At 60.2% G+C, this 23,536-nt stretch carries 22 protein-coding genes; 9 read left to right on the forward strand and 13 right to left on the reverse strand.

The window, feature by feature from the left end; all coding sequences use genetic code 11:
* Nucleotides 1-13: 13 nt before the first annotated feature.
* Genes ACR0DJ_RS04955 through ACR0DJ_RS04975 form a run of 5 tightly spaced genes read left to right on the forward strand, consistent with a single transcriptional unit; the run spans nt 14 to nt 6,387 of the window.
* Entirely contained in the window at nt 14-646 is a 633-nt protein-coding gene (locus tag ACR0DJ_RS04955; protein ID WP_425078452.1) for a phage distal tail protein, Rcc01695 family, read from the forward strand.
* Entirely contained in the window at nt 646-1,533 is an 888-nt protein-coding gene (locus ACR0DJ_RS04960; RefSeq protein ID WP_480684070.1) for a DUF2163 domain-containing protein, read from the forward strand. Before ACR0DJ_RS04955 ends, ACR0DJ_RS04960 begins: the two co-directional genes overlap by 1 nt.
* Complete coding sequence (locus ACR0DJ_RS04965) at nt 1,530-1,976, forward strand: NlpC/P60 family protein (RefSeq protein WP_170343943.1); 447 nt, start codon at nt 1,530-1,532, stop codon at nt 1,974-1,976. Before ACR0DJ_RS04960 ends, ACR0DJ_RS04965 begins: the two co-directional genes overlap by 4 nt.
* Complete coding sequence (locus ACR0DJ_RS04970) at nt 1,976-6,091, forward strand: baseplate multidomain protein megatron (RefSeq protein WP_480684072.1); 4,116 nt, start codon at nt 1,976-1,978, stop codon at nt 6,089-6,091. The genes ACR0DJ_RS04965 and ACR0DJ_RS04970 overlap by 1 nt, the downstream gene beginning before the upstream one ends.
* Entirely contained in the window at nt 6,091-6,387 is a 297-nt protein-coding gene (locus ACR0DJ_RS04975) for a DUF7742 family protein (protein ID WP_425078449.1), read from the forward strand. The genes ACR0DJ_RS04970 and ACR0DJ_RS04975 overlap by 1 nt, the downstream gene beginning before the upstream one ends.
* Here ACR0DJ_RS04975 and ACR0DJ_RS04980 read toward each other — a convergent pair.
* Nucleotides 6,368-6,706: a TraR/DksA family transcriptional regulator gene (locus ACR0DJ_RS04980; RefSeq protein ID WP_480684073.1), complete on the reverse strand. Its 339-nt coding sequence runs from the start codon at nt 6,704-6,706 to the stop codon at nt 6,368-6,370. The two genes, ACR0DJ_RS04975 and ACR0DJ_RS04980, sit on opposite strands and share 20 nt — an antisense overlap.
* A gap of 83 nt (nt 6,707-6,789) precedes the next feature.
* On the opposite strand from ACR0DJ_RS04980, the gene cysE reads away from it, so the two are divergent.
* Nucleotides 6,790-7,599, forward strand: a complete 810-nt coding sequence (gene cysE, locus ACR0DJ_RS04985; protein ID WP_170343946.1) for a serine O-acetyltransferase — start codon at nt 6,790-6,792, stop codon at nt 7,597-7,599.
* 201 nt (nt 7,600-7,800) lie between these two features.
* On the opposite strand, the gene ACR0DJ_RS04990 is transcribed toward cysE, so the two are convergent.
* The 6 genes from ACR0DJ_RS04990 to ACR0DJ_RS05015 form a co-directional block, all read right to left on the reverse strand.
* Complete coding sequence (locus ACR0DJ_RS04990; RefSeq protein WP_480684075.1) at nt 7,801-9,114, reverse strand: pyruvate dehydrogenase complex dihydrolipoamide acetyltransferase; 1,314 nt, start codon at nt 9,112-9,114, stop codon at nt 7,801-7,803.
* Nucleotides 9,115-9,128: 14 nt separating this feature from the next.
* The gene (locus tag ACR0DJ_RS04995; RefSeq protein ID WP_170343948.1) at nt 9,129-10,502 is read right to left on the reverse strand and encodes a pyruvate dehydrogenase complex E1 component subunit beta; all 1,374 of its coding nucleotides are present in this window, start codon (nt 10,500-10,502) and stop codon (nt 9,129-9,131) included.
* Nucleotides 10,503-10,517: 15 nt separating this feature from the next.
* On the reverse strand, nt 10,518-11,507 hold the full coding sequence (gene pdhA / locus ACR0DJ_RS05000; protein WP_171328037.1) for a pyruvate dehydrogenase (acetyl-transferring) E1 component subunit alpha: 990 nt from the start codon (nt 11,505-11,507) through the stop codon (nt 10,518-10,520).
* Nucleotides 11,508-11,675: 168 nt separating this feature from the next.
* A complete protein-coding gene (locus tag ACR0DJ_RS05005) occupies nt 11,676-11,975 on the reverse strand; it encodes an FtsB family cell division protein (RefSeq protein ID WP_170343950.1) in 300 nt (99 codons plus the stop codon).
* A gap of 119 nt (nt 11,976-12,094) precedes the next feature.
* Entirely contained in the window at nt 12,095-12,460 is a 366-nt protein-coding gene (locus ACR0DJ_RS05010; protein WP_480684078.1) for a lysozyme inhibitor LprI family protein, read from the reverse strand.
* 71 nt (nt 12,461-12,531) lie between these two features.
* The gene (locus ACR0DJ_RS05015; RefSeq protein WP_480684080.1) at nt 12,532-13,722 is read right to left on the reverse strand and encodes a phosphoglycerate kinase; all 1,191 of its coding nucleotides are present in this window, start codon (nt 13,720-13,722) and stop codon (nt 12,532-12,534) included.
* 133 nt (nt 13,723-13,855) lie between these two features.
* Between ACR0DJ_RS05015 and ACR0DJ_RS05020 the strand changes: the two genes are divergently transcribed.
* Both ACR0DJ_RS05020 and ACR0DJ_RS05025 read left to right on the forward strand, forming a co-directional pair.
* Nucleotides 13,856-14,362 carry a peptidylprolyl isomerase gene (locus tag ACR0DJ_RS05020; protein ID WP_170343953.1) on the forward strand — a complete coding sequence of 169 codons (507 nt, stop codon included), beginning with the start codon at nt 13,856-13,858 and terminating at the stop codon, nt 14,360-14,362.
* On the forward strand, nt 14,355-14,912 hold the full coding sequence (locus ACR0DJ_RS05025; protein ID WP_257598928.1) for a peptidylprolyl isomerase: 558 nt from the start codon (nt 14,355-14,357) through the stop codon (nt 14,910-14,912). Before ACR0DJ_RS05020 ends, ACR0DJ_RS05025 begins: the two co-directional genes overlap by 8 nt.
* A 60-nt stretch (nt 14,913-14,972) precedes the next feature.
* On the opposite strand, the gene aqpZ is transcribed toward ACR0DJ_RS05025, so the two are convergent.
* From aqpZ to ACR0DJ_RS05055, 6 genes are all read right to left on the reverse strand, one after another.
* Nucleotides 14,973-15,662, reverse strand: coding sequence for an aquaporin Z (gene aqpZ, locus ACR0DJ_RS05030; RefSeq protein WP_257598927.1), 690 nt, complete (start codon nt 15,660-15,662; stop codon nt 14,973-14,975).
* A gap of 113 nt (nt 15,663-15,775) precedes the next feature.
* Nucleotides 15,776-16,585 carry a M90 family metallopeptidase gene (locus ACR0DJ_RS05035; RefSeq protein ID WP_480684081.1) on the reverse strand — a complete coding sequence of 270 codons (810 nt, stop codon included), beginning with the start codon at nt 16,583-16,585 and terminating at the stop codon, nt 15,776-15,778.
* A 123-nt stretch (nt 16,586-16,708) separates the two neighbouring features.
* Nucleotides 16,709-17,209 (reverse strand): bactofilin family protein, encoded by a 501-nt coding sequence (locus ACR0DJ_RS05040; RefSeq protein ID WP_117868644.1) that lies wholly within the window; start codon nt 17,207-17,209, stop codon nt 16,709-16,711.
* A complete protein-coding gene (locus ACR0DJ_RS05045; protein WP_170343957.1) occupies nt 17,199-18,530 on the reverse strand; it encodes a DUF5930 domain-containing protein in 1,332 nt (443 codons plus the stop codon). The genes ACR0DJ_RS05040 and ACR0DJ_RS05045 overlap by 11 nt, the downstream gene beginning before the upstream one ends.
* 174 nt (nt 18,531-18,704) lie before the next feature.
* Nucleotides 18,705-19,523 carry a ferritin-like domain-containing protein gene (locus tag ACR0DJ_RS05050; RefSeq protein WP_374041621.1) on the reverse strand — a complete coding sequence of 273 codons (819 nt, stop codon included), beginning with the start codon at nt 19,521-19,523 and terminating at the stop codon, nt 18,705-18,707.
* Between the two features lie 84 nt (nt 19,524-19,607).
* Nucleotides 19,608-20,069 carry a peroxiredoxin gene (locus ACR0DJ_RS05055; protein WP_170343959.1) on the reverse strand — a complete coding sequence of 154 codons (462 nt, stop codon included), beginning with the start codon at nt 20,067-20,069 and terminating at the stop codon, nt 19,608-19,610.
* Between the two features lie 68 nt (nt 20,070-20,137).
* Here ACR0DJ_RS05055 and ACR0DJ_RS05060 point away from each other — a divergent pair, with 68 nt between their 5' ends.
* The gene (locus ACR0DJ_RS05060; RefSeq protein WP_480686230.1) at nt 20,138-23,524 is read left to right on the forward strand and encodes a YhdP family protein; all 3,387 of its coding nucleotides are present in this window, start codon (nt 20,138-20,140) and stop codon (nt 23,522-23,524) included.
* Nucleotides 23,525-23,536: the final 12 nt, after the last annotated feature.

A 23,536-nucleotide genomic window follows, 5' to 3' on the forward strand; every position in this document is an offset into this window, starting at 1 on the left:
CAGGGAGCAGCTGATGAATTTCCACGAGGTGAGATTTCCCGCCAGCCTGAGCTTTGGCTCGGTCGGCGGCCCGGAACGGCGCACGGACATCGTGACGCTGGCCAATGGTTTTGAAGAGCGCAACACGCCCTGGGCCCATTCGCGCCGCCGATATGATGCGGGGTTGGGGATGCGTTCGCTGGACGATATCGAGACATTGATTTCCTTCTTCGAAGCACGGCAGGGCCAGATGTTCGGCTTTCGCTGGAAAGACTGGTCGGATTTCAAATCCGGCAAGGCCTCGGCGGACACCAGTTTCGGAGATCAGGTGATCGCCAAAGGCGACGGAACACGCACTGAATTCCAGTTGATCAAGACCTACCAATCGGGCGGAGTAAGCTATGCGCGCCCCATCGTGAAACCGGTATTGGGGACGGTGCGTCTGGGGCTGGATCAGGATGAGGTCCGCGAGGGCGTGGATTTTGACGTTGATCCGACGACGGGCAAGGTCACGTTTGCGGACCCGCCGCCGGAAGAAGTCGATATCACCGCGGGTTTTGAGTTTGATGTGCCGGTGCGTTTTGACACCGACAAAATCCAGACCAGTGTTGCCAGTTTCCAGGCCGGCGACGTACCGAACGTTCCAGTGGTCGAGGTGCGCATCTGATGGCTGAAGATATACAGGGCCTGCACGCGCATCTGCAAAGCGGGTTGACAACGGTCTGCCGCTGTTGGGCGATCAAACGCACGGACGGTCAGGAATACGGTTTCACCGACCACGACATGGAGCTGAGTTTTGACGGGTTGACCTTCAAGGCCAGTACCGGTCTGACGGCCGCTGCCATCGAGCAGGCTACGGGCCTGTCCATCGACAACACGGAAACGATGGGCGCCCTGTCTGATGCGGCCATTCGCGACGAGGATATCGAAGCGGGGCGTTTTGACGGGGCCGAGGTGCGCGCCTGGTTGGTCAACTGGACAGATCTGGATCAACGCGTCCTTCAGTTCCGGGGTTCAATTGGTGAGTTGCGCCGCTCTGGCGGCGCGTTCCATGCGGAATTGCGTGGCCTGACCGACTTGCTGAACCGCCCTTTGGGGCGCGTTTACCAAAAGCCTTGCACGGCTGTGTTGGGGGATCGGGCCTGCCGGTTCAACACTGACACGCCGGGCTATTGGTTCGACGGTGTGATCTCGGGTTTCGATGGCGGCACTCTTCTGCATGTTGCAGGAGGCCAGACCATTGAAGAAGGCTGGTTCGAACGGGGACGCGTGGATGTTTTGTCCGGTTCTGCCAAGGGGTTGTGGTCTTCGATCAAGAACGACAGGCAGACGGCAACCGGGCGGGAGATCACGCTTTGGTCCGGCTTCGGGGCAAGCCTGGCGATCGGCGACAGTGTGAAGCTGCGGGCAGGATGCGACAAGCGCATGGAAACCTGCCAGTTCAAGTTCAACAACTTTTTGAATTTTCAAGGGTTTCCAGATCTTCCGGGCGAAGACTGGGTCATGGCTGTTCCCAAGAAAAGCAAAGCCAATAGCGGAGGCAGCTTACGGTGACAATACGTAGAGAGGATATCGTGACAGAGGCGCGCGAATGGCTTGGAACGCCTTATGTGCATCAGGCCTCGACCAAAGGTGCCGGTGCGGATTGTCTGGGCCTGTTGCGGGGCGTTTGGCGCGCCGTGATCGGGCGGGAACCTGAATCTGTTCCGGCCTACAGCATGGACTGGTCCGAACCGCAGGGTGAGGAACGGATGTGGGTGGCTGCCAGGCGGCATCTGGTCGAAAAACCAATAGGCAAGATGGCATCGGGGGACGTTCTGCTGTTTCGGATGCGCGACACAAGCGTCGCCAAACACCTGGGCATCGTCAGTACCACGCAACCCGAGCCGCGTTTTATTCACGCGTATTCCGGCCACGGCGTGGTGGAAAACGCACTGAGCAGGCCGTGGTACCGCCGTATCGTTTCCTGTTTCGAATTCCCGATGGAGATGCATTGATGGCCACTATTCTTCTTTCTGCAGCCGGGGCCGCGCTGGGCGGTTCGATAGGGGGCACGGTCGCGGGCCTTTCAACCGCAGTTATCGGTCGGGCCGTCGGTGCGACGGTCGGGCGGGTCCTTGACCAGAAGTTCTTTAACCAGTCCGTAATGGGCAGTGGCAGTGAAGTCGTCGAAACCGGCCGCATGGATCGGTTTCGGTTGACGGAAACCGGCGAAGGTGCGCCGGTGACCACCGTGTTTGGCCGTATGCGTGTGGGTGGTCAGGTCATTTGGGCTTCGGATTTTCTCGAGACCCAGACGACCACCACAGAGGGTGGTGGCGGGGGTGGCAAGGGGAAACCCAAGACCCCTGAGGTGACTACCGTCACGTACAGTTACTCGATTTCGCTGGCGATTGCGGTCGGCGCTGGTGAGATTGCCGATGTCGCGCGCATCTGGGCGGATGGAGAAGAACAAGATCGTTCCAGCCTCAACATGCGGGTTTACTATGGTACGTGGGATCAGTTGCCGGACCCGCTGATCGAGGCGATTGAAGGCGCGGGAACAGTTCCAGCGTATCGCGGAACCGCCTATGTCGTGATCGAGGACTTCCCGCTCGGCGCTTTCGGCAACCGGGTGCCGCAGTTTTCATTCGAAGTTGTTCGCCCCACGCAGCGGGACATGCCGGATCATGACAGTGCATTGCCTCAGGTCGTGCGCGGGGTCGCCATGATACCGGGGACCGGAGAATATGCTCTGGCCAGCTCTCAGGTGAATTATTCACAATCTGGTAAAAGCTGGCCTGCCAACGCACATTCCGCGTCCGGCACCTCGGATCTTGTCTCCTCGACCCGAGCGCTGGAAAGCGAGTTGCCCAATTGTGATGCCGCATCATTGGTGGTGTCGTGGTTCGGCGATGATCTGAGATGCGGGCAATGCGAAATTCGGCCCAAGATCGAACAGCGTGAAATCGACAGCAGCGATATGCCCTGGATCGTATCTGATCAGGCCCGAAGCGGCGCCGGGCTTGTGGTGCGACAGAACGGCCGCCCGGTCTATGGGGGGACTCCGGCGGATGCGGCCGTGGTCGAGGCGATCCGGCATCTGAACCAATCCGGCAAGCGGGTGATGTTTTACCCATTCATCCTGATGGAGCAATTGCCGGGGAATGGGCTGCCTGACCCCTGGTCGGATGCGTCAAGTCAGCCTCACCTGCCGTGGCGTGGGCGGATCACCCTGGATGTGGCGCCGGGGCGTCCGGGTTCTGTGGACCAGACGGCCGCGGCCGATGCACAGGTCGCCGCGTTCTTCGGAACAGCACGAGCGCAGGATTTTGCGATCAACCAGGATACGAACGGATCGGGCGGCACCGGCGGTGGCTCGGGTGGTCTGGTCAGGCCCAGACCGGGTGGTCGGCCCGACGACAGAGGGGATACCGGTTTAACCTGGGTCTCCGGGGGCGGTACCTTTGGCGGGCTGCTGGGGGACAGCGGAGTCACGGCCAAAGAAATCATCACATATTCCGGCCCTCAGGAATGGGGCCTGCGGCGTTTCATTCTGCACTATGCCATGCTGTGCAAGGCTGCCGGCGGGGTCTCGTCATTCTGCATCTCGTCCGAGATGCGTGGCCTGACCCAGATCAGGGGGGCTTCGGGCTTTCCGGCCGTTGCGCAGCTTTGCGCCTTGGCGGCCGAGGTCCGTCAGATTCTGGGGCCGGACACGAAAATCGGCTATGCAGCGGACTGGAGCGAGTATTTCGGATACCAGCCACAGGGCACCAGCGACAGGTATTTTCACCTCGACCCTCTTTGGGCGGACGACAACATCGATTTCATCGGCATCGACAACTACATGCCGTTGTCCGATTGGCGCGACGGTGAACACCATCTGGACGCCGAGGCCGGCGCGCCTTCGATATACGACCTGGGGTATCTTCGCAGCAATATCGAAGGCGGTGAAGGGTATGACTGGTATTACGCCTCTCCGGAAGAGGCGGAAGCGCAGATCAGGACTCCGATCGAGGATCAGGGGCATGACGAGCCGTGGATCTGGCGATACAAGGACCTGCGCAACTGGTGGTCGAATCCGCATCACGAACGGGTCGGAGGCGTGCGTCAACCCAACCCGACCGATTGGGTGCCCGGCTCGAAACCGATCTGGTTCACCGAGTTGGGGTGCGCGGCAATCGACAAAGGCACGAACCAGCCAAACAAATTCCTGGACCCGAAATCATCGGAATCGCTGTTGCCCGCGTATTCAAACGGGCTGCGCGACGACTTCATTCAGGTTCAGTATCTGACGGCGATGCTTGGCTATTGGAATGATCCGAAGGTCAATCCGACCTCGGACATCTACGGTGCGCCGATGCTGGACATGGCAAACGCGTATGTCTGGGCATGGGATACCCGTCCGTTTCCGACCTTTCCTAACCTGAAAAGCCAGTGGGACGATGGCGAGAACTATCCCAGAGGGCACTGGCTGAACGGTCGGTCCGGATCTCGTACGTTGGCCTCCGTGGTGACCGAAATCTGCTACGGCGCAGGTGTCACGGATATAGACGTTTCTGGTCTGTACGGTGTGGTCCGCGGGTATGTCATCGAAGACGTGACGAACGCCCGTTCCGCTTTGCAGCCGCTGATGCTGCGCTATGGGTTTGATGCGATCGAAAGGGACGGAGTGTTGAGGTTCCAGATGCGCGACGGGTATGGCGCAGTTGCCTTGAACCCCGATCATCTGGCGATCAGCAGCGATCTTGAAGGGACGGTCGAACACCGGCGTGAGGCCGAGGCCGAAATGACCGGGCGCGTTCGTCTGCGCTTTGTTCAGTCGGACGCGGATCATGATGTCGTCGCGGAAGAGGCGGTTTTGCCCGATGATCGCACCCATTCCGTATCGGTGAATGAGATGCCCCTGTCCATGACCCGCACCGAGGGGCGGCAAACAGCCGAACGCTGGTTGAGCGAAGCCAGAGTTTCCCGCGATACGGTTCGGTTTGCGCTTCCGCCGTCTCAAATGCACCTGGGGGCAGGGGATCTGGTTCGTTTGACAGACGCTGAAACCGGGCCGGTTTACCGGATTGACCGGTTGGAATCCGCTGACCTGCAACTGGTTGAAGCGGTCCGGATCGAACAGGGCGTGTACAAGGCGTCCGAATTGAATGACGACCCGGCAACGGTCAAACCCTATGCCGCGCCGGTCCCCGTTCTGCCGGTCTTTCTGGATCTGCCCTTGATCACGGGGGCCGAGGCCCCTCACGCGCCCTATCTGGCCGTTACCGGAGACCCATGGCCCGGGGCGGCAGCGGTCTATTCCTCGTCCAGCGACGATAGCTATCGCCTGAGCGACGTCATTGCCCAGCGGGCCGTGGTCGGCGTGACCGAAACACCGCTGAGACGCGCCAGTGTCGGTGTCTGGGATGAGGGCCCTGCCTTGAAGGTCAAACTGCTTGCAGGTCAGTTGGAATCCCGCCCGCGCAGCTCGGTGATGAATGGCGTCAATCTGGCTGCAATCGGTGACGGAACACCCGGTAACTGGGAAGTTTTTCAGTTCTCTGACGCGGCGCTCGAGGCCCCGGATGTATACGCATTGTCCGGGCGGCTCAGGGGTCAACTGGGAACAGACGCTTTGATGCCTGATGTATGGCCGGATGGATCAGTATTCGTTCTGCTCAATGACAGGGTGCAGCAGATCAGCCTGCTGCGAAACGAAAGACGTCTTGCCAAACACTATCGCATTGGGCCTGCGACCCGCGGCTATGATGATCCGTCCTATCAACACCTGATTGCCTCGTTTGCAGGCAACGGATTGCGCCCCTACGCGCCTGTGCACATGCGGGTTCGGTCTGGTGCCGCCGGGGATGAGCTTACGTGGATTCGACGTGCCCGAACGGATGCGGATGACTGGTCGGGGCTGGAGATCCCCCTGGGCGAAGAAAGCGAATCCTATCTGGTCCGTGTCATTGCGGGTGGAACCGTTCTGCGTGAAGAACTGACATCCCAACCAAGGTGGACCTATTCGACAGCCATGAAAGCGGCGGATGGTCTGTCTGGGGGCTATGAGGTCGAAGTGGCCCAGGTATCTGCTGTATTCGGACCGGGTGCTTGGTCGCGTCTTGCGGTTGGGCACGCTGCCTGATGCGGCCGGTTCTGCATGGGGATGTCAGTGCTGCGGCGCGCGCCTTGCTGGCCGTGCCGCAGCCGGACAGGGGGGCTTTGTGTGTGCGGATGATCCACGAGGCGGAATTGGCGGACAGGCATTTGGAGCGCACCGGCAAGCTCCACCCGGTTTACGGCAATGGTTCACTCATGGCCGTTGCGCGAAACAGGACACTGGCAGATGAACCCGGGTTTGACGATCTGCAATATTGTCAGTGTTTTGAGATGGTTCTGCACCAGCTTGCCAGATTTCAGGCTAGCCGGACGCGCAGCTGACGCATTTGCTGGCGGCCAGATCCAGAGTCAGCCGCCCATCCGGAATACGCTCGCCGCAGTCCTCGCAATATCCGAACTCGCTCGATTCAAGCCGTTCCAACGCGGCCAGGAGCCGGCGTGTTTCCACATCGCGATTGGCCTGCTGTGCCTTGGCCATGGCCTGGTTTTGCAGCGCATCCATGCGGCTCAGCCGTCCAACGGCCTGTTGATCCAGTTCGACTATGGCCTGAGCCTGCTGTCCCGAGGCTGACACCTCTTGCAATTCCGCCAATCGTTCGCGAATTCGTGTTTCGAAATGGGTGCGCTCTGACTCATTCATTTTCGTTACATGACCGATCATGGGTTTGCGTTTGGTCTTTTTGCCACTAAATGGCATTCTAGGCGCAGCAAAGGATCAAAGCCATGTTCGAAAAGCGCAGCCATGTGACACCGGTTGATCCGGTCTGGAACCGTATCACATCCGAGGCCCATGCGGCCGTCGAGAAAGAACCCCTCATGGGGGGACTCGTGCACGCCTGTATCCTGCATCACCGCAGCCTTGAACGCGCGCTTTCATATCGGGTGGCGGCCAAGCTGTGCTCGAACGAAATGTCGATGATGGTCCTGCGTGAAGTCGTGGATGAGGCATATGCCGACGATCCGGGTTTGCTCGAAGCCGCCCGCGCGGACCTTATGGCCGTTTACGAACGTGACCCGGCCTGTCATCGGTTGTTGCAGCCGATCCTTTATTTCAAAGGGTATCAGGCCATGCAGGCATATCGCGTGGCCCATTGGTTGTGGCGCAAGGGGCGCTATGATCTGGCCTATTTCTTCCAGATGCGCTCATCCGAGATTTTCGGGATCGACATTCACCCGGCAGCCAAAATCGGCAAGGGCATCATGATCGACCATGCCCATTCCATCGTGATTGGCGAGACGGCAGTGGTTGGCGACAACGTGTCGATGCTGCACTCGGTGACACTGGGCGGAACCGGCAAGGAAGAAGAAGACCGTCATCCAAAAATCGGAGACGGTGTTCTGATCGGCGCCGGGGCCAAGGTGCTGGGCAATATCACCATTGGCCATTGCAGCCGCATCGCGGCCGGTTCGGTGGTGCTGCAAGAGGTGCCGCCCTGCAAGACGGTCGCCGGTATCCCCGCCAAGATCGTTGGTGAAGCCGGGTGCGACCAGCCTTCGATCTCGATGGATCATATGCTGGGCAAGGATCAGTAACAGCTCAGCGAGAGCGGTTGGCGCGTTTGTCCAGCCGCTTCGCCGCCGTTCTTCCCGATTTTGTTTGCGAAGCTCTTGCCGTCTGGCCTGAGCGGCTTTCTGCTTGGCAATCGGTGCCCCGATCACGCAAGTTCAATTCAGCGCCAAGACTTGAGGCTGCCCGCGCCCCGGCTGTCCGGGGCACGGGCGTTATTCGGATCCTCAGGCCAGCATGACCATCGGGTTTTCCAGGTTGTCGACAATAGCCTTGAGCAGTTCTGCCCCCAACGCGCCGTCGATGACGCGGTGATCGACGGACATGGTAACAGACATTACGGTCGCCACCGTCAGTTCTCCATCATCCCCGACAACCGGCTTTTTCACGCCTGTACCCACCGCCAGAATACCGGCGTGAGGCGGGTTCACGATGGCGTCGAAATTGTCGATGCCGAACATACCCAGGTTCGAGATGGCAAACGTGCCCCCCTGGTATTCATGCGGTGCCAGCTTGCGCTCGCGGGCACGGGCGGCGAGGTCCTTCATCTCGGTCGACAGAGCAGACAGAGATTTCATGTCGGCGTCCTGAAGAACCGGGGTGAACAACCCGCCCTCGATCGCGACCGCGACGGCCACGTCCGATGGCTTGAGTTGCAGCACGCGGTCGCCCGCCCAGACGGCGTTGCAGGCCGGAACCTGCTGCAACGCGTTGGCGACGGCCTTGATGATGAAGTCGTTGACGCTCAGTTTCACGCCACGGCCTTCCAACTGCTTGTTCAACTGGCTGCGGAACTTCAGCAGTGCATCCAGCTTGATGTCACGGCGCAGGTAGAAATGCGGGATGGTCTGTTTGGCCTCGCCCAGACGCGCAGCGATGGTTTTGCGCATGCCGTCGAGCTGAATCTCTTCGTATTCACGACCCTCATACATCCGCGCGACCATATCCGCGGACGGTCCTGAGGCCGCCGCCGGCGCAGTCGCAGGTGCGGCTGCGGTGGCTGCCGGGGCAGGGGGCGACGCAGTGGCCGTCGCGCCTTCGACATCCGCCTTGACGATGCGGCCATGCGGGCCAGAGCCTGTGATCTGTGCCAGATCGAGTCCTTTCTGAGCGGCGATCCGTCGTGCCAGAGGAGAAGCAAAGATGCGACCGCCATCCGCCTTGACCGGAGCGGCCGGCGCGGGGGCAGGGGCGGGCGCCTCGGACGCCGCAGGGGCGGCGGCCTCGTTGCCCGCGTCGGCTGCGGAGGCAGCCTCGGGTGCCTTGGCCGGGGCCGCGGCGATGTCATCGGCGCTTTCGCCATCTTCCAGCAGCACGGCGATGGGGGTGTTCACCTTGACCCCTTCGGTGCCTTCAGGAACCAGGATCTTGCCGACGATGCCTTCATCGACGGCTTCGAACTCCATCGTGGCCTTGTCGGTTTCAATCTCGGCCAGCAGGTCGCCGGAGGAGACGGTGTCGCCCTCCTTGACCAGCCATTTTGCAAGCGTGCCTTCCTCCATGGTCGGTGAAAGGGCGGGCATCAGAATTTCGGTGGGCATCTGTCTGTCGCTCCTTACCGGTAGGTCACTTGTTTGACGGCTTCGATCACCTCGTCCGTAGTGATCAGCGCCAGCTTTTCGAGGTTTGCGGCGTAGGGCATCGGAACGTCCTTGCCGGTGCAGTTGATGACCGGCGCGTCGAGATAGTCGAACGCTTCCTGCATCACGACGGACGAGATGTAGCTGCCGACCGAGCCTTGCGGCCAACCTTCTTCAACTGTCACCAGACGGTTGGTCTTCATCACCGAGTTGATGATCGCGCCGGTATCCATCGGGCGGATGGTGCGCAGGTCGATGACCTCGGCGCTGATGCCCTCTTCGGCCAGCTTGTCTGCGGCTTCCAGCGCGTATTGCATTCCGATGCCAAAGCTGACGATGGTCACGTCCGAGCCTTCGCGCCAGATACGCGCCTTGCCCAGCGGGATGGTCAGGTCGTCCACCTGTGGCATGTCGAAGGAGCGACCGTAGAGGATCTCATTCTCCAGGAAGATCACCGGGTTTGGGTCGCGGATGGCTGATTTCAGCAATCCTTTGGCGTCAGCCGCCGAATAGGGCATGACGACTTTCAGGCCGGGGATCTGCATGTACCAGGCGGCATAGTCCTGGCTGTGCTGGGCCGCGACGCGGGCGGCGGCGCCGTTGGGGCCGCGGAACACGATGGGGCAGCCCATCTGGCCACCGGACATATAAAGCGTCTTGGCGGCCGAGTTGATGATCTGGTCGATCGCCTGCATGGCGAAGTTGAACGTCATGAACTCGACGATCGGCTTCAGACCGCCAAAGGCCGACCCCACGGCGATGCCCGCAAAGCCGTGCTCGGTGATCGGTGTATCGATCACGCGCTTCGGCCCGAACTCGTCCAGAAGACCCTGGGAAATCTTGTAGGCGCCCTGATATTCGGCGACTTCCTCGCCCATAAGATAGACGTCTTCGTCGTTGCGCATTTCTTCGGCCATCGCGTCACGCAGCGCTTCGCGAACGGTTTCGGATTTCATCTCGGCATCTGCGGGCCAGTCGGGCGACAGATCCACCACCGGAGCGGCCGGGGCCGCAGCGGCAGGAGCGGGGGCCTCGACCGCCGCAGGGGCGGCTTCGGCCACCGCTGCGGCTGCGGGTGCAGCCGTGGGCAGGGCCGAGGCGTCTTCGCCTTCTTCGACTAGAACCGCAATCGGGGTGTTCACTTTGACCCCTTCGGTGCCTTCGGCGATCAGGATCTTGCCGACGATACCCTCGTCGACAGCTTCAAATTCCATTGTCGCCTTGTCGGTCTCGATTTCGGCCAGGATGTCACCGCTGGAGACGGTGTCGCCTTCCTTGACCAGCCATTTGGCCAGCGTGCCCTCTTCCATCGTGGGTGAAAGGGCGGGCATGAGAATTTCGGTTGCCATGTCTTATTCGTCCTCTCAGGCGTAAATGTCGGTCCAGAGCTCTTCAACGGCGGGCTCGGGGCTTTCTTTCGAGAATTCGGCGGCCTGATTGACGATCTCTTTGATTTCCTTGTCGATCGCCTTCAGGTCATCCTCGGTCGCGTGTTTGCCGGTCAGAAGCAGCTCGCGCACATGTTCGATCGGGTCGCTTTGTTCGCGGACTTTCTGAACCTCTTCGCGGGTGCGGTATTTGGCCGGGTCAGACATCGAGTGGCCGCGATAGCGGTAGGTCTTGACCTCAAGAATGTAAGGGCCCTTGCCGGCGCGGCAGTGGGCAACGGCCTTTTCACCAGCAGCTTTGACGGCCAGCACGTCCATTCCGTTGACGATCTCGCCGGGGATGCCGAAGGCTTCACCGCGCACGTAAATATCGGGTGACGAGGTCGAACGCGCCTGCGCTGTGCCCATGGCGTATTGGTTGTTCTCGATCACGAAAACCACGGGAAGATCCCACAGGGCGGCCATGTTGAACGTCTCATAGACCTGACCCTGGTTTGCGGCACCGTCGCCGAAATAGGTAAAGGTCACGCCGCCGGTTTCCTTGTATTTGTCGGCGAAGGCCAGACCGGCACCCAGCGGAACCTGCGCGCCAACGATGCCATGGCCACCATAGAAATGCTTCTCTTTCGAGAACATGTGCATCGAACCGCCCTTGCCCTTGGACAGGCCGCCTTCGCGCCCGGTCAGTTCGGCCATCACGCCGCCTGGGTCCATGCCACAGGCCAGCATATGGCCGTGGTCCCGATAAGAGGTGATCCGCTTGTCGCCGTCCTGAGCTGCCGCTTCGAGCCCAACAACAACCGCCTCTTGTCCTATGTAAAGGTGGCAGAACCCGCCGATCAGACCCATGCCGTAAAGTTGGCCCGCCTTTTCCTCGAATCGACGGATCAGAAGCATCTCGCGGTAGTATGTCTTGAGTTCTTCCGCAGAAACATTTGGTTTCTTTGTGGTTTTTCGCGCAGCCATAGTGGCGATCTCCCCCTTTCGGCAAGATAGTTTAGCGTTAAACTATCTCATAAAGCATTTGGGGCTTTCTGGCGAGGGGAAATGTGACGCAGCGTCGGCGCGGCGCGGCTGAGCTGAAATGCAAAGCGGTGCAACGATGTATCGAAGAATTAAGGCACCCGAAAAGGATCAGCGGATCACGATTTCATCCGCCCGGATCATGCCAAGAACCGAACGCGCCTGCTGATCGAGCAGGTCGAGATCCAGATAGGTATCAGACAGGCGGCGGGTCAGGTTTTCCAATTCGGCGATTTGGGCATTCAGTTTTTCCAGGTCGTGTGACAGGGCGTCCCGTTCCGCAGCGATTTCGACCCGCCGAAACAGGCCATAGTCACCCTGCACGGCGGCAAAGGTGAAATACACACCAAGCATGAAAGCCACCGAGAAGAAGACGATTGAGCCCAAACCGGGCCGATGGGAACGGGACACTCTGTTTACCGCCGTATGAAAACTTGCCTCAAAAACGTGCCCTTTGCGGACATCTGAACGCACTATGTCACAGGTGATTCGGGTTGTGAATCCCCTGATTCGATTTTTTCATCAGTATTTTATGCGCGCTCTGGTACAGATGAGCGCCACGCTTGCAGCGCCTGGTTTCGTGCCTCGGTCTGCTCTTTCATGCAGGTCCAGTAGAACATCGGGGCAGCGCTGCCGCCGCCCGACAGTTCTTTTTCGCAGGTTGCGTCTCGGGCTTTCAGCCAGGCGCGTTGTTCGGTCAGAAGAGCATCACCGTCGCCGCGCGCATCGGCTGCGGGTTTGATCTGTGCCCACAGCTGGTTGAGTTCACGATCAGCGATTTCCCATTGTTCTTTGGCGCAGAAATTGGCGTCAAGTTGGGTCTGACCGCCGCAACTGGTTTGAGCTGCGGCAGAGCAGGGCAGGATGGAAAGGACAAGAAGGTAAATTGGCTTCACGGTAAAATCCCCCGTTCAAAAGGGGATAATACCATGAACCCTATCAGGCGATCAAAAACGGTAAGTGACGCCTATTGATCCAGCGCCGCGACACCGGGCAGCGTCTTGCCTTCCATCCATTCCAGGAATGCACCACCTGCGGTCGAGATGTAGGTGAAGTCCTTGGCGGCACCCGACGCATTCAGGGCCGCGACCGTGTCTCCACCCCCGGCGACCGAGATCAGCTGGCCCGAACGGCTGAGCGCGGCCGCCTTCAAGGCGGCAGCATTGGTGGCGGCGTCAAACGGTTCCAGTTCGAACGCACCCAGCGGACCGTTCCAGATCAGGGTTTTGCTTTTGTCGAATATCTCGATGATCGCGGCCACGCTTTCGGGGCCAGCGTCCAGGATCATGCCATCCTCGGGGCATTGATCTGCGGGCAGGACCTGATGAGGGGCGTTGGCTTCAAACGTTTCGGCCACCACGACGTCACGCGGCAGAACGATCTGACAGCCGGTGCCTTTGGCTTTGGCGAGGATTTCGGCGGCAGTGTCTTTCATCGCGGTTTCGGCCAGTGATTTACCAACACTGATGCCCTGTGCGACGAGGAATGTATTCGCCATGCCTCCACCGATCACCAGATAATCGACCTTGTCGATCAAGTTGCCCAGCAGTTCCAGCTTGGTCGAGACCTTGGCACCGCCCACAACTGCGGTTACCGGGCGTTTGGGCGCGCCCAACGCGCTTTCCAGTGCCTGCAACTCGGCCTGCATCAAACGACCGGCACAAGCGGGCAGCAGGCGCGCGATGGCCTCGGTCGAGCTGTGGGCCCGGTGCGCCGCTGAAAACGCGTCGTTGCAATACACGTCACCCAGCCTGGCCATACCTGCGGCCAGATCGGCATCGTTCTTGGTTTCCGCCCCGTGAAAACGCGTGTTCTCGAGCAACAGCACCTGGCCGGGCTGCAACGCCTGTGCCGCCAGTTCGGCCTCGGTTCCGACACAGTCGGCAGCAAACAGGACTTTGGTGCCAAAAGCGCTTTCGAGGGTCGGAACCAGTTGCTTGAGCGACAGGTTTTCGCGCCGCTCGCCTCCGGGGCGACCGAAATGGGCCAGAAGGATCGGCTTGCCGCCTGCGGCCAGAATGTCGCGCACAGTGGGCACGATTCTCTGGATGCGGGTGGCGTCGGTAACTACGCCATCCACGACCGGCACATTGATATCCACACGCACCAGAACGCGTTTGCCGTTCAGGTCCATATCGTCCAGCGTTTTCCAGCCCATTGTGCGATCCTCGTCATTTGCAAATGATTTAGGCGGTTCTTTTCCTGCAATTTGCCCTCAGGTCAATGCGTCACTTGGCATTCGTACGCGTGCGTCATAGGTATTTGCGCAAGATAAACGACAGGAGGGCCTCATGGCCGAGATCAAGGATCCCGAAAACACAATCATCATCGAGCTGAAAGACGGCAATGTCGTCATCGAGCTGCTGCCGGATGTGGCGCCTTTGCACAGCGCGCGGATGAAAGAACTGGCCCGCGACGGACAGTACGACAACGTGGCCTTCCACCGTGTGATCGACGGTTTCATGGCGCAAACCGGCGACGTGCAGCATGGCGATATGGAAGATGGGTTCAACCTGCGTATGGCAGGAACCGGCGGTTCGTCACTGCCGAACGTTCCGGCAGAGTTTTCCAAGCTGCCCCATGATCGCGGCACTTTGGGCGCCGCCCGGTCGCAGAACCCGGATTCGGCCAACTCTCAGTTCTTCATCAACTTCAAGGACAACCATTTCCTGAACGGCCAGTACACCGTTTATGGCCGCGTCATCGAAGGCATGGAGCATGTGGACGCGATCGTACGTGGCGAACCGCCTGCAAACCCGGACCGCATGATCAGCGTCAAGGTGGCCGCAGATGTATAGGTTCGCCGCCGCCTTTGCTTTGCTGGCAAGCCCGGCGCTGGCCAGCGGTTTGCAGATCGAGGTCGAAGGGGAAGGGGCCAATGGCACGATCACCATCGACCTGTTCGAGGATGTCGCGCCCAAGCATGTGGAACAGATCACGGCGCTGGCTGCGGATGGCAAGTATGATGGCGTGGTGTTCCACCGCGTGATCGAAGGCTTCATGGCCCAGACCGGCGATGTTCAATACGGCAATTCCACCGCGGACGGCTTTGACATGCGGTATGCCGGGCGTGGCGGATCAGACCGCCCGGATCTGCCGGCAGAGTTCTCTGACGTGACCTTTGATCGTGGCGTGGTCGGCATGGCCCGGTCGCAGAACCCGGATTCAGCCAATTCGCAGTTCTTCATCATGTTCGAACCCGGCCCGTTTCTTGACGGTGAATATACCGTGGTCGGTCAGGTGACCGACGGTATGGACGTGGTGGATGCGATCAAGCGGGGCGCAGGCCAGAACGGAGAAGTTACGGGCCAGCCCGACGTGATGAAAAAAGTCACCGTTACCGAGTGAAATGAAAAAGCCCGGCGCTCCTCAAAACGCCGGGCTTTTTTATGGTTGGTTGCAAGCGTATCAATCGTCCGGTGACATCGCTTTCCAGATGAGCGCTCCGATCGCGCCGCCAATCAGCGGGGCCACCCAGAACAGCCACAGCTGCGACAGGGCAGGTCCGTCGGCAAACAGGGCGACGCCTGTGGACCGGGCCGGGTTGACCGAAGTGTTGGTGACCGGAATTGATACCAGGTGGATCAAGGTCAATCCCAGACCAATCGCGATGGGGGCGAAACCCGCCGGTGCCTTGTCCGAGGTTGCGCCCAGAATGATCAGGATGAAGAAAGCGGTCATCACGATCTCGATCACCAGAGCGGACATCAGGGAATACCCGCCGGGTGAGGCCTCGCCATATCCGTTTGACGCAAATCCTCCGACGCCGGTGAACTCGGGCGCGCCGCTGACGATCAGGTACAAAACCACAGCGGCGGCGATGGCGCCGATGACCTGAGCGATCCAGTAGGGCAGCAGATCCTTTGCCGGAAACCGTCCGCCGATCATCAAACCCAGGCTGACCGCCGGATTGAAGTGCCCGCCCGAGATATGGCCAACCGTGTAGGCCATTGTCAGAACCGTCAGGCCGAAGGCGAAGGACACGCCAAGCCACCCTATGCCGACATCCGCAACGCCCGCTGCCAATACGGCACTGCCGCAACCTCCGAGAACCAGCCAGAAGGTGCCGAAGAACTCGGCCAGTAGTTTTGATGACATGAAATTTCCTCCACAATGCAATGCGCTTAAGTGTAATTCATAAATTAACTTTTGTTAAATTGAGCTGAACGGGGAATTTTCCCGACGCCCGCGCAACAGGGGGCGAAAAACCTTTAGTGCCATTGAGAAGGATCCAAGTGAAACAGCTTGGACAGTTGCTTGTAAACCTCCGGGTCCGACCTGCGCAGGGCCTTTGGCCGCTCAAAGAACACTTCGACCGAAACGGCGAAAAACTCCTCGTGCCCTTCCGCGCCATAGGGGTCGATTACGGTTGGCTGCCCGGATTCAACGGCGCGTACATGCGTGTCATAGGCTGTCAGGAACGCGGCTTCCCATTCCGAAAAGCTTTGGTCGTCGCTAAGTAAGGGCACCCCGTTGGCCGACCCGGTCAGGTCGTCGATCTGATGGGCAAATTCGTGAAACACAACATTCTGACCATCATGATCGTTCATGGCCCCGCGCTGGCTGTGGGCCCAGGACAGGATCACCGGGCCGCGGTTCCAGCTTTCCCCGGTGCGCACGATTTCCTTCTCGGTGACGACATAGCCGCTGTGCCGGCTCTGCCTGGATTTGAAAGCGCTGGGATAGATCAGGATGGTGGTCAGGTTGTCGTACCAAAGCTCGGTATTCACTACCAGCAGGCAGGCCTGCGCGGCGATGGACAGTTGCATGTCTTCGGTAACGTCCAGTCCGTCGCACCCGATGAATTCAACCTGATCAAGGAACAGGTTGATCTTGCCTTCCAGCTTTGCGCGCAGGCCCTGCGGCAACTTTCGCAAGATCGGGACCTGAGCGTCAACAAGGTGCCGTTGACTGTCCGTCAACGGCGCGGCCAACAGGGCATGACGCGCCTGTCGTTTGGACCAAAAGAAAAGGGTCAGACCTGCCGCGATCACTGCAACAAGTGTCAGGAAAATCAACATGACCCGACCCTAACGTGATCCCGGCGGGATCAAAACAAGTTTCCCGGACAACGGCTGCGGTCCCAAAAAAAGAGACACCGCGGGTCTCCCTGCGGCGTCTCCGGTCTGACCTCAAGGGTCGAATTATTGTTTGACGTCTGCCGCCGGGTTCGATCCGGCTTTGGCGCTGCGGCCCGGGTTCAGCGGATCGTCCTGGCGCTGTACCGACCCTTCGAAATGCGCACCGCTTTCGATGGCGATGGTCTTGTGGATGATGTCGCCTTCAACGCGTGCGGTCGACGTCAGGCGTACCTTGAGGCCTCGCACGCGACCAACGATGCGGCCGTTGATCACGACGTCATCTGCGGTGACTTCACCCTTGATCGTCGCCGATTCACCAATGGTCAGCAGGTGGGCGCGGATGTCGCCTTCAACCGTGCCTTCCACCTGAATGTCACCGGAGGTCTTGATATTGCCGGTGATGTGCAGATCCGAAGACAGAACCGACGCAGGCGGCTTGGGCTTGGGTGCGGTGGCAGGTTTCGACTCGGTCGGTGCAGGGGCCGCTGGGGTCGCCGGAGCGGCTGGTTTGGCCGCCTCAGGTGCCTTGGATGCGGGCTCGTTGATTTTGCTTTTAGAAAACATTTCTCGCAGCCTTGATGTAAGTCATTGGGTTTACGGGTTTTCCGTTCACGCGCACCTCATAGTGCAGATGCGTGCCGGTCGACCGTCCGGTGCTACCCATATCAGCAATATGATCCCCGCGCGAGACCCTTTGACCAACCTTCACGTTGATCTTGGTGTTATGAGCGTAAAGAGTCTCAATTCCGAATGCGTGCTTGATTTTCACAAGCCGCCCGAAACCGGATTGCCAGCCTGCATGGGTAACGACGCCGTCTGCGGTCGCAAAGATGTCCGTGCCTTGCGGCCCCGCAAAATCGACCCCGTTATGCATCCGGCGACCACCGGTTTTGGGGTCACGCCGGTTGCCATAGCCGCTGGTGAAACGCACGGCCGAATGTACGGGGTTGGCAAAGGGGGCTTTTTCCGCCGCAAGACGATACAGGTTCAGCTGATCCATCTGTTTCAGCAATGTGTTCGCGCGGGCTTCGTCGGCGGACAACTCCTCGACCTCGCCGCGCGTGCTAAGGGATAAAGGGGTCAGCGGACCGCCCATACCGCTGTATCCGCGCCGGACTTCTTCGATGATGCGGTCTGTCGGCATTCCCGCCTGACGGAACATCTTGTCCAGAGGCTCGACCGAGATCACCATGGCTTCTTCCAGCTGGCGGAAAATCTCGTCGCTGCGTTCCTGCATAAGGCGGATTTCCAGCTCAAGATCATCGCGCTGGTCCAGTGCCTCTCGGGCGTTGGCGGCGATCTGGTCGCGTTCCTCGGCCGTGCGCGCCAGGGCGTCCGTCATGAACGCCATCTGCACCGGGGCGGTGGAGGCAGCAACGTACATGTCAGCGTTGCTGGTTTCCTGCTTCAGTGCCGCCAGTTCCGCCCGCGCATCTTCCCGCTGTTTCATGGTCGTGCGCAGCGTGGTCTGGATGACTTCGATCCCCGTCTCAAGTTCGCGACGGCGGTTTTCCGAGGCCAGCAGTTCGGACTGCATGGCGGAAATCTGTTCCAGCGCGGCGTTGAAACGATCCTGAGCGGCCAGGGCCTCCTTCGCACGCGCGTCGCGTTCAGCGGACAGGATATTCAAACGTTCCTGATAGGTGGCCTGGTCGCGTTTCGCCTGTTCCCGGAAATTGCCCGAACCGATGCTGTCCATCAGCAGAATGGCGGTTGCCACCGCAGTCCATCCGACCATGACAGCAACACCGGCCACCGCGACCACCTGTGTTTCCGAACTGAGACGGATAAAGCGTGTATCTTTGTCAGACTTCAGAAAAACCCGGCGTTCCGGAAAGTACCGTTCAAGTGCAGAGTGTATTTTTATTGCCAGACGTGTTCGCACGCGTCCTACCTCTCATCCCCAAGATCGGGCCCGGTCGTGAGTGCCGGCCGCTCCTTGGGCCGATTGCATAAAGGGCAGGCAGCGTTCGGGCAAGTTTGTTGATCAGTCTGGCGCCAACAGCGTGGAAATCCCCCCAAAGATCGGCGGGAAATTGCCGAAAACAATGCTGAGGTGTCAGTTTGTGATTTCGCCGGGCGCGGGCAGGTCTTCGGTCAGCGGCCAGTAAAAGTCCGGTGGCAACCCGGCCTCTGCCCGCTTTTCCTCGTTGAAGGGTGGTTTCAGGACACCGTGGAAATACCGGCGCACCAGAGTGTGAAACACATCCTTCGGGTCGGCGTTTTCCCGGCCGCACAGGAAATGGAACCACTTGGACCCATAGGCGACATGGCCGACTTCTTCGGCATAGATCACCTCAAGTGCGGCAATGGCCTGCTCGGCCCTGGCCTTGCGAAAGATCTCGATCATGCCGGGGGTCACGTCCAGACCGCGCGCTTCAAGCACCATCGGCACGACCGCCAGCCGTCCCATCAGGTCGTCTGCGGTGTCCTCGGCCGCACGCCACATTCCGGCATGGGCCGGCAAGGCACCATAGTGGCTGCCCATCTGTTCAAGGCAATCGCAGACCATCTCGAAATGGCGCGATTCCTCTTCGGCGCATTTCACCCAATCGTCATAAAACCCGATCGGCATCGGCACATGGCCAAAGCGGGCGATGATGTCCCAATGCAGATCGACGGCGTTCAGTTCGATATGCGCGACGGCATGCAACAGGGCGATGCGACCCGCTTCGGTGCCCGGCTTCCGCTTTGGCACCTCGCGCGGAGACAGGAGTTCGGGCCGGTCCGGGCGCGCGGGTCGCAGCGGCGGTGACGCGGTTCCGATCTCGATCGGCGGTGCGTCGCCCTTGCGCGACGCAAACCACGCGGCGGCGTGCTGTTTGGACAGGGCGGTCTTTTCCCGACCTTCCGCCGTTGCAAGAACTTCGGTCGCCATCTGAGTCAGCGATTTGGACACCATTATTCTCCGCCTGGTTGATCCTGTGGCTCTTAAACCGGATGGCGACCGTGGTCGAGGGCGTTACAGCGCCCGCACGGCCTCCAGCACCTCGTCCACGTGACCGGGAACCTTGACCTTGCGCCAAACGCGGGCAATTTTGCCTTCCGGGTCGATGATGAAGGTGGAACGCTCGATCCCCATCGACTTGCGCCCGTACATGTTCTTTTCGACCCACACACCGTAATCCTCGCAGACGGTCGCGTTCTCATCCGACAACAGCGGTGTTGTCAGCCCATGCTTGGCGACGAATTTGTCATGTTTGGCGACGCTGTCGCGCGAGATGCCGAAAACTTGAGCACCCGCATCCGCAAAGGCCTGAAGTTGTTCCGAGAAACCGATGGATTCCTTGGTGCAGCCCGGCGTATCATCACGGGGGTAGAAGAACAGAACCACGGTGCTACCGCGCAACGCCGAAAGCGTCACCTCGCCGCCGCCGTCGCGCGGCAAAGTGAAGTCAGGGGCGATGTCTGAAACGTCGGGCATTGGAAACTCCGCTGAAGGTTTCTAAAGGCTGCCTGGTATCATAGGGCAACGCGTGCGGGTTGGAAGGCGTGGACAGCAATTTGAAGCAGCACGAAGACGACGACGGAGCACAGGCGGACAAGCCCGTGCGCCGTCGGTCTCGCCGCCGGGCCGCTGGCCTGTGGGCCATGCGCGGCGCTTTCGTGCTGGTGCTGCTGGCGCTGTTCACCGGTTTCATGGTTGTCGGGCAAAGAATGCACGCACCCGTCTGGCTGCGGGACAGGGTCGAGGCGCGGCTTGAGCAGGCTTTGGGCGGGCTGCAAATCCGGTTTGGCGATGTCAGTTTCATCATTCACGAGGGTTGGCGGCCGCGCCTGCGTCTGACCGATGTGGCCATCAGCGACGCGGCGGGTCGGCAAATTGCGCAGGTGTCCGACATGCGCGCCAGTCTGGCCATGCGCCCCTTGTTGCGGGGGCACGTCCGCCCGAAAAGAATTATTCTGAGCGGTGCGCAGATCGCCGTGACCCGGGACAAGGACGGGGCGCTGAGTCTTACGGTCGGGTCCGGCAGCGCACCGGTGCAGGAGGCCCCGAACCTGGCGCAGCTTATCGCAGCTTCGGATCAGGTCTTCCTGTCTCCGGCCCTGTCGGCGCTGACCTCGGTCGAGTTTGATGCGATCACGCTGGATTATCGCGATCTTCGGCAGGGGCGGTCCTGGATCCTGGATGGCGGGCATATTCAAGCCAACCGAAGCGGCAACGAAGTGCGCTTGGCGACCGGGTTTTCGGTTCTGGCGGGGCGAGACTATGTCAGTGCCATCGAGGCCAATTACACAAGCGTTCTGGGTACACCTGCCGCACAATTCGGGATCTCGGTCACTGACCTGCCAGCCGAGGACATCGCGGGCCAAACGCCCGCCCTTGCCTGGTTGCAGGTTCTGCGGGCCCCGATTTCGGGTGCCTTGCGGGGTGGAATCGATGAAAAAGGATCGATCGAAACCGTATACGCAACTCTGAATCTGGGGGCGGGGGCCGTTCAGCCAAACCCCGAAACACGCCCGGTCCCCTTCGAATCTGCCCGCACGTATTTCACTTATGACCCCAAAGGGCAGGTGCTGGACTTCAACGAAGTTTCAGTTGTCTCGGCCTGGGGCGAGGTGCAGGCTGACGGGAAGGCGTTTCTGGAAGGTGCGGAAGATGGCGTGCTGGACAGCCTGTCTGCGCAGTTGCAGTTGTCCGGTATCAACGTAAACCCGGCAAACCTGTTTCCGCAACCTATTCAGCTTTCGCGGGCCAGCCTGGATTTCAAGATGGTCCTCAACCCGTTCCAGCTGCATCTGGGTCAGATGACCATCGAAGATCCGGGCCATACGGTGCGTGCCTTTGGTGTCCTGACCGGGCGGCCGGATGGCTGGGCCGTCAAGCTGGACGCACATCTGGACCAAATGACGTCGGACAAGGTTCTGGGGTACTGGCCCGAACGTCTGGCCCCGAAACCGCGAGAGTGGGTGACCAAAAACCTGTACGAAGGGGTTCTGTCGGATATGGACTTTGCCCTGCGCCTGTTGCCCGGGTCGAAACCGGATCTCTATCTGGATTTCGGGTTTGAGAAGGCGAAGGTCCGATTTGTCAAAACGCTGCCGCCGATCGAAAGGGCGCAGGGTCAGGCCAGCCTGATCAACCGCAGGTTCACTGTCACTGCGCAGCAGGGTGTCGTGATCGCGGAGGACGGTGGTGCGGTGGATGCATCGGGAACGTCCTTCATCATACCCGACACGGACATCAAGAAATCCGCGCCGGCGATTGCGCGCATCCAGGCCAAAGGCAGCGTGACGGCCGCGTTGTCATTGCTGGACCGGCCTCCGCTGGAATTGCTCAGCAAGGCAGGGTTGCCCGTTGATGTGGCGAAGGGAACCGTGTCGTTGGCGGGAACCCTTTCCCTGCCCTTGAAAAAGGGTCTCAAGTTTGACGAGACCGAGTTCCATTTCAACGGCAGGCTGGCCAACCTGTTCAGTGACCGCTTGGTGCCCGGTTTTGATGTCAGCGCCGATCTTCTGGATATTTCGGGTGATCAGTCCGGCGTTCAGATTCAGGGGCAGGGGCAGTTCGGGGACGTGCCGCTGACGGCGCTCTGGCGGCAGCCGATAGACGGCAAGTCGGAACAGCGAAGCACCCTGACCGGTCAGATCGAGCTGTCGCCGCGATTGATGGACGAGATCGGCGCCGGTCTGCCTCCGGGGATGCTGACCGGCAAGGGGGTTGCGGATATCACCCTGGGGCTCGGTGCCGGGGTTGCCCCGAAGCTGTCCGTGACGTCCGATTTGCAGGGTGTCGCGCTGGCCATACCCGAACTTGGTTGGAGAAAGGGGGCCGACGCGACCGGCTCTCTGACGGCCGAAGCGACTTTGGGATCGCAGTTGAAGGTGGATAGCCTGCGCTTGAATGCGGCGGGTTTGCGCACATCTGCCTCAATTACGTTTCGTGAAAACGGCGAATTTGACCGGGTTCGGTTCACTTCTTTTGACCTGGGCGACTGGCTGGCGGTCCCGGCAGAGCTGATCGGGCGCGGGAGCGCCATGCCGGATATCCGTGTCCTTGGCGGCGTCCTTGATATGGGCCGCGCGAGTTTCGGCGAAAGCGGCGGATCGGGCGGCGGGGGCAGTGCCGGGCCGAAACTGGACGTGACGCTGGATCGCCTTCAGGTTACGGAAACCGTCGCGCTGACCGGGTTCCGGGGTGCTTTCCAGACGACCGGCGGCATACAAGGGAACTTCACTGCGCGGGTCAATGGCGGTGCGCCGGTCAGAGGGCAGGTCAGCCCCAGAGGGAACCGAAGTGCCGTTGACCTGACGTCGCAAGAAGCAGGGGCCGTGCTGCGATCGGCCGGGGTTCTGACACAGGCGCGGGGCGGAGAAATGAACCTCAAGCTCGAACCTGTGACGGCACCGGGCAGCTATGACGTGATGCTGAAAATCACCAACACGCGGATCACCGACGCCCCGGCCATGGCGGCCTTGCTGAATGCCATCAGCCTTGTGGGCCTGTTGGATGAAATGGCGGGGCAGGGTATCTTTTTTGCGGCAATCGACAGCCGGATGCGGATCACGCCGACAGATATCAAGGTGCTCAGCGGCAGTGCCGTCGGGCCATCCATGGGCCTGTCTTTTGACGGCACCATCGATACGGTGAACGGAATGCTGAACCTGCGCGGTGCGATCTCGCCAATTTACCTCCTCAACGCGGTCGGCAGCGTTTTCACGCGCAAGGGCGAAGGCGTCTTCGGCTTCAACTACACGCTGACCGGCCCGCTTGCCTCGCCCAAAGTGTCGGTAAATCCGTTGTCCGGTCTTGCACCTCTGTTCCTGCGCGACCTGATGCGTGCCCCGGCACCCAAAGTTCAGGATGGTCCGAACGCGGTGCCTCAGAAACCGGATGAACCCAAACGCACATTCGGATCATCCCCAAGTGACCGCTGACAGGATATGGCC

This window comes from Ruegeria sp. BF10, from assembly GCF_056538725.1.